Source organism: Glycomyces algeriensis, assembly GCF_027622855.1.
GTDB lineage: Bacteria > Actinomycetota > Actinomycetes > Mycobacteriales > Micromonosporaceae > Glycomyces > Glycomyces algeriensis.
The window spans coordinates 150,440-169,452 of sequence record NZ_JAPZVR010000002.1 but is presented as its reverse complement, the minus strand read 5'-3'; the positions used below and the strand labels follow the sequence as shown (position 1 = coordinate 169,452).

The following is a 19,013-nucleotide window of genomic DNA, read 5'->3' as shown; positions in this document are numbered from 1 at the left end:
CCCCGGCCCGCCGGCGGCGCGACCGGCCGTCGCGCGGGGCTGCCGCGGGCCCGGCGCCGCGCCCCTGCGGCCGCGGCGCCGCACTGTCTGCGTCCCTTAGAAGACGGGCGTGCCCTCGCGGGTCAGGACCCACTCGGCCGCGGCGAAGTCGGCCGGGTCGAGGCGGCCCTTCGCGGTCACCCACTCGATGATGCGGGTGCGGATCTCGATCGACTCGCTCCACAGCTCCTGGGCCGCGGCCACGTGCGGGAAGTTCCCGCCGCCGTTGGCCCGGTAGTTGTTGACCGCCATGACGAACCGCTGGTCGTCGGCCAGGTCCGCGCCCTGGTACTTGAGGTTCGCGATGCGCGAGCCGACCGGCTTTGCGATGTCGATCTCGTAGGACAGGCCCGAGACGTAGTCGTAGTTGTAGTCCGGCCGGCCCTCGGCGCCGGTGATGTTGTCCGTCTTCGCGGCCGTGTCCACGACGACCTCGGCGCCCGCCGGGGTCTGGACGAAGTACTGCGCCGAGTACTCGAGGTACGCCCGGACCTGCGCGCCGGTCATGAGCTTCGCGACCAGCGTGTTGTCGTAGATGTACAGGCCCGAGAGGTCCTTGATCTTCACGTTCGCGGCCGGGAGCTCCGCGGTGCGCGAGAAGGGCGAGGCCTGCGCGATCACCGGCAGGCCCGCGTACTCGGTGCCCGCGAGTGCGGTCGTGACCGTGTCCTCCTGGACCTTCGCGATGAGGTCGATGATCGGCTCGTCCTTGTAGCGGGCCTCGGCGGTGGTCAGCTTGACCACGGCCTGCTCGGCGACGACCTGGTTGACGTAGGTGACGACCTCGTTGTGCTCGTCCGAGAGGATCTGGGCGATGCGCTCGTCCTCCTCGACCTCATTGGAGTTGAGGATGGAGGCCTTGACGGACTCGACGGTCCACTTGCCCTTCTCGAGGACCAGTTCGAAGTCGAAGAGGGTGAGGCGCTGGCCGTAGCAGAGGGGGTTGGAGAGGACGACTTCGTGACCGTCGGGGTCGGCGACGCGCAGCTCCTCGATCTCGACGTGGGCGTGGCCGACGAGGATCGCGTCGATACCGCTGACCTGCTGGGCGACGAGGACGGAGGCGTTCTCGACGCCGAGGCCGGTGGCGGTGTCGTAGGCGGACTTGCCGGAGGTGCCGGAGTGCGCGGAGATGACGACGACGTCCGCGCCCATCTCCTTGAGCCTGGGCACCCAGTGGGCGGCCTCGGACTCCAGGCTCGGGAACTCCAGGACGCCGTCGACGTAGGCCTTGTCCCAGATGGAGACGCCGGGGGTGCAGAGGCCGAGGATGGCGACCTTGACGTCCTTGCCGCAGCCGGTGCGCATGCGGACCATGTGGTACGGCGGGAAGGCGGGCCTGCCGGTCTCGACGTCGATGGTGTTGGCGCCGAGAAGAGGGAACTCGAGCTGCGACTCGAACTTGCGGAGGGTGTCGAGGCCGTAGTTGAACTCGTGGTTGCCGAGGGCGGCGGCGTCGTAGCCGATCTCGTTCATGGACTGGGCCATCGGGTGGACGGGCCCGGCCTCGGCGGCGATGGGGTCGACGCGCGCGTAGTAGTACGCGAGGGGCGTGCCCTGGATGGTGTCGCCGGAGTCGATGAGGAGGGTGTTCTTGCGGCCCTTGGCTTCGCGGACCTGCTTGACGAGGGTGGCGATGCGGGCGATGCCGCGGGTGTTGCCGGCGGCGTCGGCGTACTCCTTGTCGGCGAAGTAGTCCCAGTTGAAGACGTTGCCGTGGAGGTCGGTCGTGCCCATCACGGTGAAGGAGTAGCGCTTGGCGCGCTTGGCCTCGGCGGGCGAGGCGGCGGCGACGGCAGCGGCCGCCCCCGCGGCGGCCGATGCTCCCAGAAGGGTTCTGCGGTTGACGGTCATGTGCGGCTCTCCAGTTTCTGCGCCGAGGGATTCGAGCGATATGTGAGGAGTATTGCACCTGGCCAGGGGGGTCATCCCATGACCCCATATTGAACGAGCGATGTCGATCCCGAAACGATTCGGCCGGAAAAGACGGCATCGCCGCCCCTCGCCCAGGCCGCTGAACGGCAGTAGCATCCGGGGATGATCTGCGTCTTCGGTGCCGGGAGCATCGGCTGCTATGTCGGCGGCAGGCTCGCGGCGGCCGGTGCCGAGGTCGTCTTCGTCGGCCGGCGGCGGCTCGCGGACGAGGCCGCCGCGCACGGGTTCACCCTCACCGATCTGCACGGCACTACAGCGCGCCTCGACGCCCCCAAGTACGCGACCGGGCCGGAGGCCGCCGCCGGGGCCGGCCTCGTGCTCGTCGCCGTGAAGTCCGCCGCGACCGCCGAGGCCGCCGCGGCGCTCGCCCCGCACCTCGCGCCCGGCGCGGTCGTGGTGAGCCTCCAGAACGGGCTGCGGAACGCCGCCGTCCTCAGCGAGCACCTCCCGGAGGCGACCGTGCTCGCGGGGAGCGTCGCCTTCAACGTCGTCCGCACCGGCGAAGGCCGCTTCCACCAGGGCACCGACGGCGACCTGGCCGTCCAGGACCACCCCGCGCTCGACGCGTTCGCCCCGGCGTTCGCGCGGGCCGGGCTCGCCCTCGCCCGCGAGGCCGACCTCCGCGGCGTCCAGGCCGCGAAGCTCCTGCTCAACCTCAACAACGCCATCAACGCCCTCTCGGGCCTGCCGCTCAAGACCGAGCTCTCCCAGCGCGCCTACCGCCGCTGCCTCGCCCTCGCCCAGCGCGAAGCCCTCGCCGCCTACAAAGCGGCCGCCATCCGCCCGGCGAAGACCGCCGGGCTCGACCCGCGCCTGCTCCCCGCGCTCCTGGGCCTGCCCGACCCGCTGTTCACCCGCGCCGCCGCGCGGATGCTCGCCATGGACCCGCACGCCCGGTCCTCCACCTGGGACGACCTCGAAGCGGGCCGTCCGACCGAAGTGGACTATCTGAACGGCGAGATCGACGCCCTGGCCGCAGCGCACGGCCTCGCGGCGCCCGCCAACCGCCGCCTCACCGAGCTCGTGCACGCCGCCGAGCGGGGCGGTCGCCGCGACTGGACCGGACCGGAGCTCCTCGCCGAACTGCACCGCGCCCGCTGACCCCCGCCGCGTCCTGTTCAGAAACACGACATCAGAGGTTCATTCTCGTTGGCTAGCTTGACAACTGCACCATCAGGCCCAGCAACGGCGAAGGAAGACGATGCGCACCCCTGAAGAGATCATGAAGGAGCTGGACGCCCGCGTGGCCCAGATCCAGGAGCAGGCCGGGCGGGCCGAGGAGGCCCTGGCCGAATCCGCGACGACGCTCGCGAGCGAGGACGGGGTCGTCACGGTCACCGTGAACGCCGGGGGCACCCTGACCGGTCTGCGCTTCACGCCGCAGGCCCGCGGCATGTCCGGCACCGGCCTCGCCGATCTCGTGCTCGACACGTACAACCGGGCCGTCGAGGAGTCCGGTCGGAAGACCGCCCAGATCATGTCGGGGCTCCTCGGCGCCGACTCCGAGGCCATGGGCGTGCTGAACTCCTTCACCCGGCCTCCCAAGGAGTCCTAGATGCCCAAGGTCAATCCCCAGGAACTGCGCGACCACGCGTCGCGAATCATCAACGGGCCCATGCCGATCGTGGTGCAGGCCGCCGACGCCGCCAAGCAGGTCCGGCTCGGCGACGAGAACGCCTTCGGCATCATCTTCGCCCAGCTCATCCCGCCGGCGCTCGACCTCTTCCTCGACGACGGGTCCGAGACCCTCGACTCGATCGACAACCTCGGCAACGGCTTCGCGACCGCGCTCACCCAGACCGCGCTCAAGTACCAGACGGACGACGAAGAGGTCGCGGCCGTCTTCGACGCGCTGCTCAAGGAGTTGCAGCAGTGAACGCGAACCCGCTCATCGCCGGCGAGACCCCCACCTCGATGCCGCAGAGCTCCAAGATCTTCTACGGCGTCTACAAGGCCGGCCAGGCCTACGGCAACGTCATCACCCAGGGCAAGGTCGACGTCGGGGACATCGCCGCCTCCACCTTCTCCCTCGGGCTCGACGCGCTCTCGTTCATCTCCAACCCCTTCAAGCACCTCGTGCAGGCCGGCGTCTCCTGGGCGTTCGAGCACATCTCGTTCCTCCGCGAACCCCTCGACTGGCTCGCCGGCAACCCCAACGCCATCGAGGGCCTGGCGACGACCTGGAACAACATCGCCATGGCGCTCCAGGACGCGTCCACCGAGTGGTTCACCGAACTCGAGTCGGTCGCCGACTGGGACGGCCTCGACGCCGACGCGTACCGCCAGGGCGCCGGCGCCTTCGGCGAGGTCATCAACGGCGCGGCCGAAGGTGCGAAGTGGACCGCCAACCTGATCACGGGCGCCGGGGTCCTGATCGGCATCACCCGCACCATGTTCCTGGAGATCATCTCCAACTTCGTCGCCGAAGCCGTCCTGTGGCTCCTCAGCGCCCTCGCCACCGCCGGATTCACCTTCGGCGCGACGGCCGCGGCCGCGATCGCCAGGGTCGTCTCCCGGGCCGTCGAGGTGTTCGCGAACCTGGTCGGGAAGCTCGGCCAGCTCATGACGAAGCTCGGCCGCTGGGTCGTCAGCCTCCGCAAGTTCGGCACCGGTTCCACCGGCCTCAAGCAGTCCCTCGACGGTGCCGCCGACGGCCTGCTCAAGGGCACCTCCAAGGGGCTCATGAACAGCGGGGACACGTTCGCGAGCGGGGCGGACAAGCTGCGGAACCTCTCCGACGGCGCGCTCATGAGGTCGTGGGACCCGCTCAAGAACAGCTGGAAGAACCCGATCGACAAGATGAAGACCGTCAAGTACACGGGCAACTCCCTGGCCGCGGGCGAGAACAACTACAGCAAGATGGAAGCGGACCGCCAGGCCAACGGCGGTCCGTGACGCGGTGCCCCGCCGCGCGGTGCCGCTAGGGCTCCCTGACGGGCAGCGTCAACCGGAACCGGCAGCCTCGTTCGGAGTCGAGGAGTGCGATCTCGCCGCCGTGGGCCTGCGCGATCTGGCGGGCGATCGGGAGGCCCAGGCCGGTGCCGGGGGCCCGGTCGCCGCGCCAGAACCGCTCGAAGACCTGGTCGCGTTCGGCGGCAGGGATGCCGGGGCCTTCGTCGGTCACGGTGACGGTGATGCCTGCGGGCAGGCGCTCCACGTCCACTGTGACGGCGGTGCCCGCGGGCGCGTGCTTGACGGCGTTGTGGACGAGGTTCGCGACCGCGCGGTGCACGCTCGGGCCGTCCACCGGGGCCTCTGCGGCTTCGCCCTGGAGTTCGAGGCGGACGGTGCGCGAGGCGGCGAAGGCCGCGGTCTCGGCGAAGACCTCGCGGACGAGTGCCGTGACCGCGGTCGGGCGGCGGTCGATGACGCGGGCCCTGCCGCGCGCGTCGACCAGCAGCTCGCCCACGGCGTCGCGGAGGCGCTCGGCGGCGTTGCGGCTGCGCTCCAGGCCCTCCCGGTAGAGGGCGAGGTCCGGTTCGGGGTGGCGCAGCAGGACGTCCGCGCCGGTGATGAGGACGGCGAGCGGGGTCCGCAGTTCGTGGCTGGTCTCCTCGATGAGGCGCCGCTGCACCTGCGCCGACCGTTCGATGCGGTCGAGCATCGCGTCGAACGCGGCGGCGAGCCCGATCGCCTCGGTGGTGCCCTGGGCGCCGCCCACGCGCATGCTCAGGTCGGAGGCCTCGATGCGTTCGGCCGCTTCGCGGATGCGCTCGAACGGCCGCACCGCCCGGCCCGACCACCACCAGGCCAGCGCCGCCGTGACCGGCAGGAGCGCGAGCACCGTCGCCCAGGCCCATCCGGTGGGGTCGACGCCGGTGGCCGAGACCAGGCGGGTGGTGCCGTCCGGCGCGGTCTCGGTGACCTCGTGCTGGTCGATCGAGGTGACGGCGAAGACGAGCACCACCGGCAGGTAGATCGCGAGCGCGCCGGTGAGCGCGAGCCGGGCGCGCAGTGAGCGCAGCGCGCCGATCACGGCGCGGCCCGCAGGACGTAGCCGACGCCGTTCACTGTGGATATCGGGCCGGGTTCGCCGAGCTTGCGCCGCAGGCGGCTGAGGATCACGCGCACGGAGGCGGTGAACGGGTCGGCGTTGGCGTCCCAGACGTGCTCGAGCAGTTCCTCGGCGCTGACGGTGCGGCCGGGGTGGTGCATGAGGTAGCGGAGCATCGAGAACTCCCTGGGGGTGAGGTCGAGTTCGGCGCCGCCGCGCCAGGCGCGGTGCGCGGCGGCGTCGAGCCGCAGGTCCCCGACGGTGAGGACGGCGTCGCGGACGTCGGCGCGGCGGGCGAGCGCGCGCAGTCGCGCCGCGAGCTCCTGGAAGCTGAACGGTTTGACGAGGTAGTCGTCGGCGCCCGCGTCGAGCCCGGCGACCCGGTCGTCCACGGCGTCGCGGGCGGTGAGGACGAGCAGGCGGCGGGGGCGGCGCAGCGCGGGGTCGGCCCCGAGCCGCCGCAGCAGCTCGAGGCCGTCCCCGTCCGGCAGGCCGAGGTCGAGGCAGGCCACGTCGAAGTCGTTGCTGCACAGGAGCGCTTCGGCTTCGGCGTAGTTCTGGGCGAGGTCCACGGCGTAGGCCTCGTTCCGCAGGCCCAGCGCGAGGACCGGGCCCAGGTCGCGGTCGTCCTCGACCAGCAGGATGCGCACGGCGCGGTCTCCCCTCAGTCGGTGCGGGCGGCGTCGACCGCGCCGGCGGGGCCGTCCACGGTCATCACCTCGTCCTGGAAGGACACGGCGACCGCCGCTTCCGCGGCGATCGGCTCGTCCGGGCGGTACTGGCCTTCGCCGGTGGGGATCAGCGTAAACGCGGGCGGGCCGGCGTCGTACTCGACGGCCGCGATCTGGTCCTGCTCGTCCAGGGCGTACCAGGCGAGCATGTCGCCGTCCTCGCCGCTGATGCGCACGTAGGTGTGCAGTTCCCCGCCCGCGTCGACCGTCCCGGCGAGGTCGATGCCGGTGACGGGGCCGGTGTCGGCCTCGATCGCCTCGCGCTCGGCCCGGCCGGCGGCGGACTCGCCGTCCAGGAGGGCCAGGACGGCGTCCTCGTGGGCGGCGGCGTCCTCGGCCGCGAAGTCGTCCGAGCCGAACATCGCCGCCACGGCGTCGGCGCCGTCGGCGGTGACGGTGAGGGCCTGGTCCTCGGCGGCGGCGGTGAGCGTCGAGCCCGAGTCGAGCGTGTAGACCCCTTCGCGCGCTTGGAGTTCGGCCGGGTCGACTTCGACGCGTTCATCGGGGACTTCCATCGGCTCGCCCGTGACCAGGGCGGGCAGGAGCACTTCGAGCAGCTCGTCGGGCAGGACGTCGTCGGTGTTGCCGGTGATCGCGATGGACGTGCCGGTCTCGGGCAGCCAGGTGGCGACCGCGTTGTGCCCGGTGTCGCCTCCGCCGCCGGAGGCGCCGATGACCGGGACGCCGAGCATGTCCGGGCCGATCGACACCCAGCCGGGGATCTCGGCGGTGCCGTCGCCGTGGTCGAAGACGGTGCCCAGCAGCAGGTCCACCGCGTCGGGGGCGATGATCTCGCCGGCGAACAGGGCCTGGGTCCAGTCGCTCAGTTCGGCGGCGGTCATCGCCAGGTCGCCGTTGCCCGCCATCGCCCAGTGCGGTCCGGCGAAGCCGCCGGTCTCCGGCGCGGGCGCCCCGTCGGTGTAGCCGATCGCGCGCGGTCCGGCCGGGGTCGGTTCGCCGTCCCAGAATCCACCGGCGTGGCCTCCTGGGATCGCGAGGATCGCCTCGTCCAGGTACTCCCGGTAGGACGATCCGGACTGCTCGTCGACGATGAGCGCCAGCAGCGAGTACCCGGCGTTGGAGTACAGGTAGTCGGTGCCCGGCTCGAACGCCGACTCCAGGGCGCTGATGGCCGCGATCGCCTCGTCGCGGTCCAGCGGCCGGTGGTCGGTGCCGTGGCCGCCTTCGATGCCGCTCGTGTGCAGGAGCAGCTGCTCCACGGTGGCCTCGGCGGCGGGCCCGCCCAGGCCGGGCAGGAGCTCGCCCGCCGCCGCGTCGAGCGTGAACACGCCCGCGTCCACGAGGTCGAGGACCGCGGCGGCGGCGAACGCCTTGCTGACCGAGCCGATCCCGAACACGGTCTCCTCAGTGTTCGCGGTGCCGGCCTCGGCGTCGGCCAGTCCGAACGCGGCCTGGCAGTCGAGGCCGCCGCCGTCGATGGCGACCGTGCCGCTGAACCCGACTTCGGCCCACGCGCCCAAGGCGTCCGCGAGTGCGGGGTCGCAGGCGCGGTCCGGTCCCGGGTCGACGTCCGAGGTCGAGCTGCAGGCGGCCGCGAGCATCGCGGCCGCCGAGATGATGGCAATGCGTTTCATGGGCCGAACGCTACGAGCGGCGGTGTGAACCGGGTGTAAACGAAGGAGTGGGCCCCGCAGGGCCCGGGTATCCGCTCGCGGACACAGAGAGGGCACCGCATGACCATGTTCCCGGGTTTCGACGAATGGGACGTCCCGGTCGCCCCCGGGGTGACCCTGCACGGGCGCTCCGGCGGGTCCGGGCCCGCGATCGTGCTGCTGCACGGCCACCCGCGCACCCACGCCACCTGGCACCGCGTGGCCCCGGCCCTGGCCGCTGCGGGCCATACGGTCGTCTGCCCCGACCTGCGCGGCTACGGGGCGTCGGCGAAGCCCGACCCCGACCCTGAGCACGTCGTCTACTGCGACCGGACGATGGCCGCGGACATCACGGCGCTGATGGCGGCGCTCGGCCACGAGACGTTCGCTGTCGCCGGCCACGACCGCGGCTGCTACGTCGCCTACCGGACCGCGCTCGACGCCCCCGACCGCGTCACGCGGCTGGCCGTGTGCGACGGCGTGCCGATCCTCGAAGCGCTCGAGCGGGCCGACGCGCGGTTCGCCGAACGCTGGTGGCACTGGTTCTTCCTCGGCGCCTCGCCTCACGCGCAGCGGGTGATCACCGACGACCCGCTCGCCTGGTACCGGCCCGACGAGGCGGGCATGGGCGCCGAGAACTACCGGGACATGGTCAAGGCCGTCACGAACCCGCTCACCGTGCGGGCCATGCTCGAGGACTACCGCGCCGGCCTCACCGTCGACCCCGCCAACGACGCGGCCGACCGCGAAGCCGGGCGGCGCATCGCCGCGCCCACCACCGCCGTCTGGTCCCGGCACGACGACATGGAGCGGCTCTACGATGACCCGGCAGCGATCTGGCGGACCTGGTGCGAGCAGGACGTGCGCTCCGCGGTCATCGACTCCGGCCACCACATGGCGGAAGAGGCACCCGAGCAGCTGGCCGAGGTCCTCGCCGCGTGCCTCAGCCCGTGACCGGCGCGCGGGGGAGGTCCAGGAGGACGACCTCGCAGCGGTAGTGCTGGGACGCGGTCATCGGCCCGCGGAACCACAGGAGCGCGGTGCGGGACGGGTCGCCGGGCGCCACGATCGGCCGCAGGTTGTCCACTTCGGAGTGCTCGGTGACGGGCGTCCAGGCCCAGAACCGGCCGGCCGCCGCGGCGCGGCCGTGGAAGATCTCGCGGTGGGGGAGCACCGCGCCGTCGCGCGGGTCGACCGAGGTGGAGACGTACACCGAGCTCGGGTCGTACGGGTCGATCGCGGCGAGGCCCGTGTAGTCCTCTTCGTGCGGCATGAGCCCGGGCCCGGCTTTCGCGAGCTCGTTGACGACCCAGCCGCCGCCGGGCGCCATGCGCGCGTAGAAGAACCGCAGGTCCGGGGCCGCCTGCTTCCGGTCGAGGTCGAGCTCCTCGTCGCCCGCGCGGGCCGTGAGGATCGCGGCCACGCCGCCGTTCGCGGTCGTGCGGATGTCAGTGGTCCAGCAGTGCGAGATCCTCACGCCGCCCCAGCGCGATCCCGCCTTCAGCACCGTCGTCAGCCCCTCCTGCGAGGGCGCCTCGCCGTCCAGCGCCTCAAGGTCCAGGACGCTGCCGTCGCTGCGGTGGAGCGCGCCGTCCTCGAGGTAGCCGTGGTAGATCGAGTTGTCGAAGTCGCGCGGGTGGTGGTCCGTGGTCACCAGGTGGAGCCGGTCCCCATCGGCGGCGTACCGCGTGTACCCGTTCACGTAGCCCACTTTCGGGCGGGTGAACAGCTTGCCCGCGTACGCCCAGGTCTCGCCCTCGTCGTCGGAGACGAGCGCGCACTGGTCGTCGTTCACCGCGCGCGCGAAGCAGTACAGGCGCCCGCCCATGGCCCGCAGGTTCGAGTACGTGACCCCGCGGCCCCCGGTGTGCGCGCTCCAGTCGAAGGACCGCTCGGGGCCCCACGAGGTCGCGTCGTTCGGTTCGCTGATGCGCCAGCGCGTCAGGTCGTCGGTCTTGTGCTTGGTGTAGACCGCGAGCCAGCGCCCGTCCGAGCGCCGCCACAGGGCGGGCACGTCGTGGTCGTCGGTCTCGAACCGCTCGTGCAGCACCACGACCTCGGCGGTGCCGGTGCGCAGGTCCACGACCGTCAGCTCCACATTGCCCGAACGGGCCTCCCCGCCCGGTCCCTCGGCGGCCGCGATCGACCCGACGACGAGCTGCTGCGCGTCGGGGTCGACGAGCGCGCGCTCGTCCTGGAACCAGCACCACGCGCCGTTGTCGTTGACGACGACAGGGTCGGCGAACCGGGGCATGACGGCCTCCTTCGGCGGGTCCGCACGGCGCGGACGCATCGGGATCCGACAGTATCTGAAAGCGGTATCCAAACCGTGCGCGGCCCCGCCCGCACCCAACGGCGTGCCACCAAAGGTGCAGGCCCCCGCCCGAACCTCGATCCCCAGGCCGACGCGTCCGCCCCCGCGCGTCCATAGGCTCGGGCCATGGACCTCGCACTCGGCGCCTCCCTCGCGGCCCTCGCGCTCATCGACTCGACCAGCTTCGGCACGCTCCTCATCCCGATCTGGCTGCTCCTCGCCCCCGGCCGCATCCGCGTCGGCCGCATGCTCGCCTACCTCGCCACCATCGCCGTCTTCTACTTCGGCGTCGGCCTGCTCATCGCGGTGGGCGCCACCGCTTTCATCGACGACATCGGCGCCCTCCTCGACACCCGGCCCGCACTGTGGACGCAGCTGGTCCTCGGCGTCGGCCTGCTCGTCCTCAGCTTCCGCTTCGACTCCAAGAAGCAGACGGGCGAGAGCGGGCGCACCGCGCGCTGGCGCGAACGCGCCCTGGGCATCGAGGCCGGCGACGGCGACGGGGCGACCCGCACCAAGGCCTCGGTGCTGCCGCTCATGGGGCTCGCGCTCGCGGCGGCCACGATCGAGGTCGCCACGATGCTGCCGTACCTGGCCGCGATCGGCCTGGTGACCTCCGCGGGGATCGGGGCCGGGGGGATCACGCTCACGATGGCCGGGTACTGCCTGGTGATGGTGCTGCCCGCGCTGCTGCTGCTCGGGGCCCGCCTGGTCGCGCGCAACGCGGTGGAGCCGCTGCTGCAGCGCATCAACGACTGGATGGTCAAGCACGCCGCGTCAACGACCGGCTGGGTGCTCGGCATCGTCGGGTTCCTCGTCGCCCGGGACGCGGCCTTCCGGCTCGGCCTGTTCGAGCTCCTGGCCAACCTCTGAGGCCCCCGGCAGTCGCACTCGACCGCTAGGCCGCCCCGGCGGTCGCCCGCCGGGGCGGCCCGGGGTCAGCAGCCGATCCGCTCGGGGCCGAAGGCCACGTCGTCGTACCAGAGGGTGTCGGCGTCGTTGCCGTAGCTCTCCCAGCCGAGTCGCAGGTCGGCGAGGTCGGGGTTCCAGTTCGGCTTCGCGAGCCACTGCGAGTCCACGTCGTGGGTCGGCACGCCGTCCACATTGAGGCCTTCGACCGCGTCGCCGTCGACCCACGTGGCCAGCTCGCCGCCGCTGATCTGGAACTCCACGCACGTCCACTCCGCGACCGGCAAGGGCCGGCTCAGCGCGACGCCGGCCGGGCTCTGGGCCGGGAGGGTCGCGTCGTCGGACTCGCGGTTCCACTGCAGTGCGCCGTTCTGGCCGCCCAGGCGCAGATCGGTGTTCGCGTCGTTGCGGTCCTGCATGGCGATCATCGTGGTGTGGTTCTGCGGCTGCGCGGTGGTGTGCCGCATGTAGACGCGGAACCACTCGGCGTCCGCGGGCAGGTCACGCCCGATGAACACGTGGTTGCAGTAGGTCGCGCCGCCTTCGATGCGGATCGAAGTGCCGCCGCTGTTGGCGACCGCCTTGTCCACGGCGGCCGTGCCCGTGCCGGTGCAGTCGGAGGCGCCGACGGTCCAGGCCCCGCCGGGGACGGTCCCGGTCTGGTTCTCGAAGTCGTCGCAGACGGCCCCGTCTGGGCAGTCGACCGGTCCGGGCGGATCGGTCGTCGGGTCCTCGCTCGGGGTCTCGGTCGGGTCCTCGCTGGGCGTGTCCGTGGGCTCCGAAACGGCGCCGCACTCGACCCCGTTGAGGGAGAACGAAGGCGGCTGCACCGGGGCGCCGGAGACGACGAGTCCGAACAGCTCGCGGGTCTGGCCCGCGGCCACGGTCGCGTTCCAGCCGACGTCCGCGCCGGTGAACCGGGTCCCCGACTGCGTCCACCCCACGTTCCAGGCGCTCTGGACCGTGGCCCCGCCCGCCAGGTCGAACGCGATGGTCCAGTCGCTCACCGGCTCGCTGCCGGCCGTGAGCGCGACGGCGGCCTGGTGGCCGCCGTTCCAGGAGCTCACCACGGTGTAGTCGATCCGCTCGCAGGCGTCGGCGTGCGCCGGGCTCGCCGCCACCACGGCCGCGGTCCCCGCGGCGAGCGCGCCGCAGGCGGCGGCCACCGCGATGAGCCGCCGAGTTCGCATGACAGGCATGCGCAGTCCTCCTCTGATCGGGTGGTCCGCTCCACCCCAACCCGACGGCGGACGTGCACCTAAATATTGACAGTGATGAATATAGCCCTATTTCGGGCAATGGAGAAGGCCCCCGGAGTGATCAGGAATCGAGAAGCGGGGGGACCCCACTTCGAAATATCGTTGTGGACATGAGCAAGACCAGCGCAAACATTGAGGAGCAGACCATGAACGCCATCGAGACCGTCACCCTTGAAGTCGAGGACACCGCCGCCGCCGAGGCCTTCTACGCCGCCGCCTTCGACCTCGGCGAGGACTCCTGGCTCCGCGTGCGGCCCGCCAAGGACGCCAGCAGCGGCTTCCGCGGCTTCGCGATCTCGCTCGTCGTCGCCCAGCCCGGGACCGTCGACAGCTTCGCCGAGACCGCCCTCGCCGCCGGCGCCACCGCGATCAAGGCCCCCGAGAAGAGCCTGTGGGGCTACGGCGCGGTCCTGCGCGACCCGGAGGGCAACATCTGGAAGATCGCCTCCTCCCAGAAGAAGCAGACCGGCCCCGTGACCCGCGAGGTCGAGTCGGTCAACGTCGGCATCGGCGTCGCGGACGTCGCCGCCACCAAGCAGTACTACATCGACAAGGGCCTCAAGGTCGCGAAGGCCTTCGGGCGCAAGTACGTCGAGTTCGAGGCCCCCGGCGACGCCGTGTCCCTCTCGCTCTACAGCCGCAAGTTCGCCGCCAAGACCTCGTTCGTCCCGCAGGAGGGCTCCGGCTCGCACCGCATCGTCTTCGGCAGCGGCGCCGGGACCTTCACCGACGCGGACGGCTTCGAATGGGAAGCCGCTTAGGGCTGCAAGCGGAACGGTACGGGCGTCCGGCCCGTGCCGGGCGGCGGTGACGTATGCGTCAGCCCGGTGCAGTTCGGGCAATTCGCAGGCTCCGCCTGTTAGCGTGGCCCCACATCACGCGAACGGAGCACCCAATGACGGCACGACGAACCCTCGCCGCCCTCGCCATCGGCGCACTCCTGGCGCTCAGCGCCTGCAGTGAAGACGGCGGCCTCGAGATCCCCAGCGACGCCCCCACCCTCCCCGACTGGGAGTCGTCCCTGGACGACCTCGCCTCCGAGCTCCCCACGGACCTCGCCACCGACCTGTGGGCGGTCGTCCCGGACGCCTCGCCCGAGGAGATCCTGAACAACGCGAAGGACATCTGCGGCGACGTCGCGGCCAACGCCGACGAGGAGCAGCTCGCCCGGGACGCCGCCGAGCTCTTCGGGGTCGAGGAAGCGGAGGGCCCGACCATCGTGGAGACGGTGAAGCCCTACTGCGACGTGATCGGCTAGGGCCCCGGACCAGAACGTACGGATGGGATCCTACGGCCCCTGATGTCCGGTTTCAGGGGCTCTGGTGAGGAAGCACCCACCCAAGCCGGCGAAACGAGCGGTCCGGGCTTTGCGGGAACCCGCCCCCGGGCGGCTACCGTTGAAGAATGACCTACAGCTATCTCTCGAGCGACGCTGCCACAGCCGTCATCGAGTCCAAGTATCCCAAGGCGCAGCGCCTCGCCGCGCTCTCGGACATGCTCGATGCCGAACTGCTGTGGGACCACGATGCCCGTACATTCGTGTACGCCGTCGACTGCTGGATCGAGGGCACCGGTTACGGGACGCGCCTGCACACCTGCGCGGTCTGGAACGTCACCGCCGACAAGGACCTGGCCTTCGGGTTCTCGCGGGCGTCCAAGACCGCCGACGCCGAGCTGGTGTCGGCCGCCGCGAACGAGATCCTCGACATGGTGGCCGCCGGGGTGGCCGCCGCCGACGACGCCGCGGCCTCGGTCGCGATCACCGCGGTCCTCCACAGCGGCCTGGCCGAGTCCCCGTCCCGCAAGCCCATGTTCGCCGCGCTCCGCGCGCAGCAGGCCGCGCGCACGTCCGCGGTCTGAACCACGACGACAGCGGGCCGCCCCTGACCGGGGGCGGCCCGCTTTTGCGCGCCCGGGAGTGAGGCTCGCCATGGCGGCGCCGCGTCGCGCCTGGTCGCCGTCCCGGTCCGTGGAAACGCCCCGACCCCCGGGTTGCATGAAAATTCAGCATCATGCATACTCATAACCATGTCTAAAGTTCTCTCCTCGCTCCCCGTCGGCGAACGCGTCGGCATCGCCTTCTCCGGTGGCCTGGACACCTCGGTGGCGGTCGCCTGGATGCGCGAGAAGGGCGCGGTGCCCTGCACGTACACCGCCGACATCGGTCAGTACGACGAGCCGGAGATCCACACCGTCCCCAGCCGGGCCGAGGCCTACGGCGCCGAGGTCGCGCGCCTGGTCGACTGCCGGGCCGCGCTCGTCGAAGAGGGCCTGGCCGCCCTCGCCTGCGGCGCCTTCCACATCAAGTCCGGCGGGCGCACCTACTTCAACACCACCCCCCTCGGGCGGGCGGTGACCGGCACGCTGCTGGTGCGGGCGATGCTCGAGGACGACGTGCAGATCTGGGGCGACGGCTCCACCTACAAGGGCAACGACATCGAGCGGTTCTACCGCTACGGCCTGCTCGCCAACCCCTCGCTGCGGATCTACAAGCCGTGGCTCGACGCGGGCTTCGTGAGCGAGCTCGGCGGCCGGACCGAGATGTCCGAGTGGCTCGCCGCCCGGCGGCTGCCCTACCGCGACAGCACCGAGAAGGCCTACTCCACGGACGCCAACATCTGGGGCGCCACCCACGAGGCCAAGACCCTCGAGCACCTCGACACCGGCATGGAGACCGTCGAGCCCATCATGGGCGTCAAGCACTGGGACCGGTTCGTCGAGATCGAGCCCGAGGACGTCCAGATCGGCTTCGAGCAGGGCCGGCCGGTGACCATCAACGGCAAGGAGTTCGGCTCCGCCGTGGACCTCGTGCTCGAGGCCAACGCGATCGGCGGCCGGCACGGCCTGGGCATGTCCGACCAGATCGAGAACCGGATCATCGAGGCCAAGAGCCGGGGCATCTACGAGGCCCCGGGCATGGCGCTCCTGCACGCCGCCTACGAGCGGCTCGTGAACGCCATCCACAACGAGGACACCCTCGCGATCTACCACGCCGAGGGCCGGCGGCTCGGCCGGCTGCTCTACGAGGGCCGGTGGCTCGACCCGCAGGCGCTCATGATCCGCGAGTCCCTGCAGCGGTGGGTCGGCACCGCCGTCACCGGCACGGTGACCCTGCGGCTGCGGCGCGGCGAGGACTACTCGATCCTCGACACCGCCGGGCCCGCGTTCAGCTACCACCCGGACAAGCTCTCGATGGAGCGGACCGAGGACTCGGCGTTCGGCCCGAACGACCGGATCGGCCAGCTGACCATGCGGAACCTCGACATCGCCGACTCGCGGTCGAAGCTCGAGCAGTACGCCGGGATCGGCATGGTCGGCAGCGCCCACCCGACGATGATCGGCGCGGCGCAGGCCGCCTCGACCGGCCTGATCGGCGCGATGCCCTCGGGCGGCGCCGTCGCCATCGCCTCCCGCGGGGAGGCCCCGGACGAGGCGCGGCGCCCCCACGCCGCCTCCTTGTGCGGCCCGCACTCCCCCCCCCGCCGGCGCGCCCCGGGGTCCGCGGACCCCGGGGCGCTCCCGTGTGTTCAGGCCTTCGCCAGCGCCGCCGCGCCCGGACCCTCGAGCTCGTCGAGGGCCGCGCGCCGCCCGTTGACGGCCAGGAGCAGTGCGAGCGCGGTGCCGCGCACCTCCGGGCCGTCGCCGATCTGGACGTCGGCGTCGAGGGCCCGCAGTTTGACCGGGGCCACGAGCTCCTTCGCGCCGCCCATCGACGCCGCGAGGGCCGTGTGCGTGCGGAGCGCCGCCACGACCGCCGCCTGCGGGTACTCGCGCGCGATGCCCAGCGGGCGGCGGATGTCCTCGCCGTGGACGACCTCCTCGACGAGCCGGGTGCCGAGCGGCCCCGGCGGCGTCGACGTCAGCGGTGCCGCCCTGCGGAGCCGGTCGAGCGTCTCGTCCGGGGTGCCGCCCCGCTCCGCCTTCACGCCGTACGCGTTCTGGCGGTCGAAGTCGAAGCGGGCCCGGAGCATCCGGGTGAAGAAGCCGACGCGGGTCGTGCGGTAGGTGTCGACCAGGTGCGCGACGACGTCGTGCACGGTCCAGCCCTCGCACAGCGACGCCTGCTCCCACTGCTCCGGGGCGAGGTCCGCGAGGTCCCCGATCAGGGCCGCGCGCTCGGCGTGCACCAGCGGCCAGATGTCGCGCTTCATCACGGCTCCTCGGATCTCGTTGCGGGCGTTCAGGCTTCGAGCACTTCGCGGAGCTTGGCCGCGAACTCGTCGGGCTTGCCGGTCTGGCCGTACTCGCCGCCGAGGAAGCCGCCGTGGTCGCCCGGGAAGGCGACGGTGGCGGTCCCCAGCTCACCGGCCACGACCTCCGCGGCGCGGGCGGGCAGGATCTCGCCCGAGTCGGCGCCGACGCCGAGCACGATGCGGGTCGAGGCCGCGCACAGCGCCGCGAAGTCGTGCCGGTAGGCGTTGCAGGTGACCATGTTCAGGCCCAGCAGCGGGTCGCTGCGGTCGCCGTCGTCCTCGGTCGGGAGCCCGAACGCGGCCGGGTCGGGCGCGGGCCGCTCCAGGTACGCCTCGTCGAAGGGCCCCTGGTGGGAGACGAGGGCGATGAACTTGGCCATGGCCGGGCCGAAGCCGTGGGCCAGGTAGGTGTCGCGGGTGTCTTCGCAGACCTTGAGGATCACCGCGGCGTCGGGCAGTTCGGCGGACGCGGGCGGCTCGTGCGCGACGAGGGTGCCCACCAGGTCGGGGTGGCGGGCCACCAGTGCGAGGGCGTTGACCGCGCCGCCGCTGCTGGCGAACACGTCGACCGGTCCACCGCCGACCGCTTCGATGACCCGGCGGAGGTCGTCGACGTGCTCTTCCACGGTGTTCTGGGCGCCGCCGTCGGTGCGGACGCTCCGCTCGGAGCCGCGCGGGTCGTAGGTGACCACGCGGCGGTCGGTGAAGTGGCCCGCGAGGGTGGTGAAGCCGGCCGCGGCCATCGGCGAGCCGATGAGCAGCAGTGCCGGCCCGGACCCGTCGCGCACGTCGTAGTGCAGGACGGCGCCGGGGGCTTCGAGGGTGTGGTGGTGCGGTTCGGTCATGACGGCTCCTCATGGTTCAACGGGTGGTGCGGCTGGTGTCAACGGTATGACGACAAGCGTCCGCCGAATTCATCGCCGGGTTTGACCGTCGCTCGTTTTTATGCTTAAAATTTGCGGGACCCGGTGGCATCAGAGAGGAGGCGGCGGATGAGCGGCACGACGCCCGGCTCGCGCAAGGCGAGCATGTCCGACGTCGCCGACCTCGCCGGCGTCTCCGCGATGACCGTCTCGAACGTCATCAACCGGCCCGAGGTCGTCTCCGAGGCCACTCGCGTGAAAGTGCACGCCGCCATGCGCGAGCTGCGCTACCGCAACAACCTCGTCGCCCGCAGCCTCCGGCTCGCGCAGCCGCGCCAGATCGCCTACGTGCTGCCCGCCCAGGACTCGGTCGGCAACCAGTACATGGACGCGTTCGTCCACGACCTCGCCGCCGGCTGCCAGGCCGTCGACCGCAACCTCACCCTCGTCGCCGTGCGCGGCACCGAAGCGCTCATGCGCGCCTGCGAGGACCTCTACTTCGGCCAGTCCGCCGCCGGGTTCGTCATCTCCAACCTGGGGCCGGACGATCCGCGCCCGGTCGGCCTGCGCAAGCGGGGCATCCCGTTCGCCGCCTACGGGCGCACCGCCGAGGCGTTCGCCAGCCCGTGGAGCTGGGTCGAGGCCGATGCGGCCCAAGGCATCGCGATGGCCGTCGACCACGTCGCCGACCGCGGCCACCGCGAACTCGCGTTCGTGGGCGCCGCCCCCGGGATCGTCACCATGGCCCAGCGCGAGATCGGCTACCGGGAGGCCTGCGAGCGCCGCGGGCTCACCAGCTCGCTCGCGCGGATCGTCCAGTGCGGCCGCGACCTGGAGACCGGCGTCCGCGTCGCCGCGGACCTCCTCGACGCGCCCGTACCGCCCACCGCGATCATCTGCGTCTCCGACCCCCTCGCCGCGGGCGCCGTCATCACCCTCCAGAGCCGCGGGCTCGTGCCGGGCCGGGACGCGGCCGTCACCGGCTACGACGACACGACCCTCACCAAGTTCGGCACCGTCGGCATCTCCTCGGTCCGCCAGCCCTCGGCGGCCATCGCCGCCGAACTGGTGCGCCTGGTCATCGAGCGGCCCGAGACCCCCGAGCACGTCCTGCTGCCGCCGTCGCTCGTCGAACGCTCCAGCACCGACCCGGCGGTCTGACG

General features: G+C 72.0%; 18 protein-coding genes and 1 pseudogene. 11 read left to right on the top strand and 8 right to left on the bottom strand.

The features are described from left to right. Positions 1-96: 96 nt before the first annotated feature. Complete coding sequence (locus tag O2L52_RS03970) at positions 97-1,893, bottom strand: bifunctional metallophosphatase/5'-nucleotidase (protein WP_270114029.1); 1,797 nt, start codon at positions 1,891-1,893, stop codon at positions 97-99. Positions 1,894-2,076: 183 nt separating this feature from the next. Between O2L52_RS03970 and O2L52_RS03965 the strand changes: the two genes are divergently transcribed. The 4 genes from O2L52_RS03965 to O2L52_RS03950 all read left to right on the top strand — a co-directional run bounded on the left by O2L52_RS03965 (position 2,077) and on the right by O2L52_RS03950 (position 4,869). Then, complete coding sequence (locus O2L52_RS03965; RefSeq protein WP_270114028.1) at positions 2,077-3,075, top strand: 2-dehydropantoate 2-reductase; 999 nt, start codon at positions 2,077-2,079, stop codon at positions 3,073-3,075. Positions 3,076-3,175: 100 nt separating this feature from the next. Beyond that, positions 3,176-3,529 (top strand): YbaB/EbfC family nucleoid-associated protein, encoded by a 354-nt coding sequence (locus O2L52_RS03960; protein ID WP_270114027.1) that lies wholly within the window; start codon positions 3,176-3,178, stop codon positions 3,527-3,529. Continuing rightward, positions 3,530-3,850 (top strand): hypothetical protein, encoded by a 321-nt coding sequence (locus O2L52_RS03955; RefSeq protein WP_270114025.1) that lies wholly within the window; start codon positions 3,530-3,532, stop codon positions 3,848-3,850. Continuing rightward, complete coding sequence (locus O2L52_RS03950; RefSeq protein WP_270114024.1) at positions 3,847-4,869, top strand: hypothetical protein; 1,023 nt, start codon at positions 3,847-3,849, stop codon at positions 4,867-4,869. Before O2L52_RS03955 ends, O2L52_RS03950 begins: the two co-directional genes overlap by 4 nt. A gap of 25 nt (positions 4,870-4,894) precedes the next feature. On the opposite strand, the gene O2L52_RS03945 is transcribed toward O2L52_RS03950, so the two are convergent. The 3 genes from O2L52_RS03945 to O2L52_RS03935 are packed head-to-tail and all read right to left on the bottom strand — an operon-like array spanning position 4,895 to position 8,294. After that, positions 4,895-5,950 carry a HAMP domain-containing sensor histidine kinase gene (locus tag O2L52_RS03945; protein ID WP_270114023.1) on the bottom strand — a complete coding sequence of 352 codons (1,056 nt, stop codon included), beginning with the start codon at positions 5,948-5,950 and terminating at the stop codon, positions 4,895-4,897. Beyond that, the gene (locus O2L52_RS03940; protein WP_270114022.1) at positions 5,947-6,618 is read right to left on the bottom strand and encodes a winged helix-turn-helix domain-containing protein; all 672 of its coding nucleotides are present in this window, start codon (positions 6,616-6,618) and stop codon (positions 5,947-5,949) included. Before O2L52_RS03940 ends, O2L52_RS03945 begins: the two co-directional genes overlap by 4 nt. Positions 6,619-6,632: 14 nt before the next feature. Beyond that, positions 6,633-8,294 carry a serine hydrolase domain-containing protein gene (locus tag O2L52_RS03935; protein ID WP_270114021.1) on the bottom strand — a complete coding sequence of 554 codons (1,662 nt, stop codon included), beginning with the start codon at positions 8,292-8,294 and terminating at the stop codon, positions 6,633-6,635. Between the two features lie 105 nt (positions 8,295-8,399). On the opposite strand from O2L52_RS03935, the gene O2L52_RS03930 reads away from it, so the two are divergent. Further along, positions 8,400-9,266 carry an alpha/beta fold hydrolase gene (locus tag O2L52_RS03930; protein WP_344472561.1) on the top strand — a complete coding sequence of 289 codons (867 nt, stop codon included), beginning with the start codon at positions 8,400-8,402 and terminating at the stop codon, positions 9,264-9,266. Here O2L52_RS03930 and O2L52_RS03925 read toward each other — a convergent pair. Further along, positions 9,256-10,566 carry a BNR-4 repeat-containing protein gene (locus tag O2L52_RS03925; protein WP_270114019.1) on the bottom strand — a complete coding sequence of 437 codons (1,311 nt, stop codon included), beginning with the start codon at positions 10,564-10,566 and terminating at the stop codon, positions 9,256-9,258. The two genes, O2L52_RS03930 and O2L52_RS03925, sit on opposite strands and share 11 nt — an antisense overlap. Positions 10,567-10,752: 186 nt before the next feature. Here O2L52_RS03925 and O2L52_RS03920 point away from each other — a divergent pair, with 186 nt between their 5' ends. Beyond that, positions 10,753-11,499, top strand: coding sequence for a GAP family protein (locus O2L52_RS03920; RefSeq protein WP_270114018.1), 747 nt, complete (start codon positions 10,753-10,755; stop codon positions 11,497-11,499). A 65-nt stretch (positions 11,500-11,564) separates the two neighbouring features. On the opposite strand, the gene O2L52_RS03915 is transcribed toward O2L52_RS03920, so the two are convergent. Next, positions 11,565-12,734: a cellulose binding domain-containing protein gene (locus O2L52_RS03915; protein WP_270114017.1), complete on the bottom strand. Its 1,170-nt coding sequence runs from the start codon at positions 12,732-12,734 to the stop codon at positions 11,565-11,567. A 206-nt stretch (positions 12,735-12,940) separates the two neighbouring features. On the opposite strand from O2L52_RS03915, the gene O2L52_RS03910 reads away from it, so the two are divergent. The 4 genes and pseudogenes from O2L52_RS03910 to argG all read left to right on the top strand — a co-directional run. Beyond that, positions 12,941-13,555, top strand: a complete 615-nt coding sequence (locus O2L52_RS03910; RefSeq protein WP_344472558.1) for a VOC family protein — start codon at positions 12,941-12,943, stop codon at positions 13,553-13,555. A 134-nt stretch (positions 13,556-13,689) separates the two neighbouring features. Next, on the top strand, positions 13,690-14,052 hold the full coding sequence (locus tag O2L52_RS03905; protein ID WP_270114015.1) for a hypothetical protein: 363 nt from the start codon (positions 13,690-13,692) through the stop codon (positions 14,050-14,052). A 146-nt stretch (positions 14,053-14,198) separates the two neighbouring features. Beyond that, positions 14,199-14,654 carry a hypothetical protein gene (locus O2L52_RS03900; protein ID WP_270114013.1) on the top strand — a complete coding sequence of 152 codons (456 nt, stop codon included), beginning with the start codon at positions 14,199-14,201 and terminating at the stop codon, positions 14,652-14,654. Positions 14,655-14,822: 168 nt separating this feature from the next. Next, positions 14,823-16,229 (top strand): annotated as a pseudogene (gene argG, locus O2L52_RS03895) (argininosuccinate synthase); the annotation flags it as partial. A 92-nt stretch (positions 16,230-16,321) separates the two neighbouring features. Here argG and O2L52_RS25405 read toward each other — a convergent pair. Both O2L52_RS25405 and O2L52_RS03890 read right to left on the bottom strand, forming a co-directional pair. Further along, positions 16,322-16,945 (bottom strand): maleylpyruvate isomerase family mycothiol-dependent enzyme, encoded by a 624-nt coding sequence (locus O2L52_RS25405; protein WP_281846465.1) that lies wholly within the window; start codon positions 16,943-16,945, stop codon positions 16,322-16,324. A 29-nt stretch (positions 16,946-16,974) separates the two neighbouring features. Then, positions 16,975-17,832 (bottom strand): alpha/beta fold hydrolase, encoded by an 858-nt coding sequence (locus O2L52_RS03890; RefSeq protein WP_270114011.1) that lies wholly within the window; start codon positions 17,830-17,832, stop codon positions 16,975-16,977. A 147-nt stretch (positions 17,833-17,979) separates the two neighbouring features. On the opposite strand from O2L52_RS03890, the gene O2L52_RS03885 reads away from it, so the two are divergent. Further along, complete coding sequence (locus O2L52_RS03885) at positions 17,980-19,011, top strand: LacI family DNA-binding transcriptional regulator (RefSeq protein WP_270114010.1); 1,032 nt, start codon at positions 17,980-17,982, stop codon at positions 19,009-19,011. Positions 19,012-19,013 lie beyond the last annotated feature (2 nt).